Below are 1,481 nucleotides of genomic sequence, written 5' to 3'. Positions count from 1 at the left end.
CGATGGTGACGGAGACTTTGTCGCCTTCGTTGCCGGTGCCCGGAGTGCCGGTGCCCGGCTCATCGGTGACATCGGTTTTCACTTCGCCCTGACCCAAGGTCAGTTTTTCGAAGTTATCGGCGCCAGTGACGGACTCCAGCTTGTTCACGATGCTTGGCTGGCCGCCAACGTACACGTCGTCCGGCGCGTGGATGGTGATGGTGCCGGTGGCGCTGCCAGCCGGAACGGTCACCTTGGTGCCATCCGACAGAGTGAAGGTCAGGCCGCCGTGACCCTTGACGTCCAGGCCTTGGGCGTTGGTCAGCGTAACGGTGTAAGTGATCTCGCCGCCTTCGCTGACGGTCGTTTTGTCAGCAGTCAGGGTTGCGACCACTTCACTTTCGGTGTCAGCGATCTGAACGGTGGCCGAACCGCCCAGCTCGAGGTTCTCGAAGGTCTTGCCCGGTACGGTTGCGTCGCTGATGCCAACGGTGAGCGAGCCGGAATCTTTGAATACGTCGTCACCTTGTGCAGGTGCCTTGTATTCGACCTGAGTCTGGCCGGCCGCGATGGTGACCTTGTCGCCATTGCTCAGGGTGACAGTCAGCGGGCGATCCAGCGGCTGATTCACTTTGACAGTGAACGATGGCTGCTGATCTTCGGTGACATTGCCGTTGCTGACGATGGTGACGGAGACTTTGTCGCCTTCGTTGCCGGTGCCCGGGGTGCCGGTACCTGGCTCGTCAGTCACTGTGGTGGTGACGGAGTTGTCGCCGAGGGTCAGCTTCTCGAAGTTATCACCACCGGTGACCGATTCGATCTTGTTGACGATGTTTGGCTGACCGCCTACGTACACGTCGTCCGGTGCGTGGATGGTGATAGTGCCGGTGGCGCTGCCTGCCGGAACGGTCACTTTGGTGCCATCCGAAAGAGTGAAGGTCAGACCGCCATGACCCTTGACGTCAAGGCCTTGGGCGTTGGTCAGGGTGACGGTGTAGGTGATCTCGCCGCCTTCGCTGACAGTCGTTTTGTCAGCAGTCAGGGTTGCGACCACTTCACTTTCGGTGTCAGTGATCTGAACCGTTGCCGAACCGCCCAGCTCGAGATTCTCGAAGGTCTTGCCTGGAACGGAAGCATCAGAAATGCCGACGGTCAGAGAGCCTGAGTCTTTGAAGACGTCATCGCCCTGGGCTGGCGCCTTGTACTCAACCTGGGTCTGGCCCGCAGCGATGGTGACCTTGTCGCCATTGCTCAGAGTGACGGTGAGCGGACGATCCAACGGCTGGTTCACTTTGACAGTGAACGACGGCTGCTGGTCTTCAGTGACGTTGCCATTGCTGACGATGGTGACGGAAACCTTGTCGCCTTCGTTGCCGGTACCTGGAGTACCAGTGCCTGGCTCATCAGTCACAGTAGTGGTGACGGTGCCGTCGCCGAGGGTCAGCTTCTCGAAGTTATCGGCGCCGGTAACACCTTCCAGCTTGTTCACGATCGCTGGCTGG

At 59.7% G+C, this 1,481-nt stretch carries 1 protein-coding gene; it reads right to left on the bottom strand.

Going from position 1 to position 1,481, the window contains the following annotated elements; all coding sequences use genetic code 11:
• Nucleotides 1-1,481 (bottom strand): immunoglobulin-like domain-containing protein (locus VA602_RS15875; RefSeq protein ID WP_323453682.1); only part of this gene is annotated, 1,481 nt, incomplete at both ends.

The organism is Pseudomonas machongensis (genome assembly GCF_034961125.1).
Classification (GTDB): Bacteria; Pseudomonadota; Gammaproteobacteria; order Pseudomonadales; family Pseudomonadaceae; genus Aquipseudomonas; species Aquipseudomonas machongensis.
This window is presented reverse-complemented; position numbering and strand designations above follow the sequence as displayed.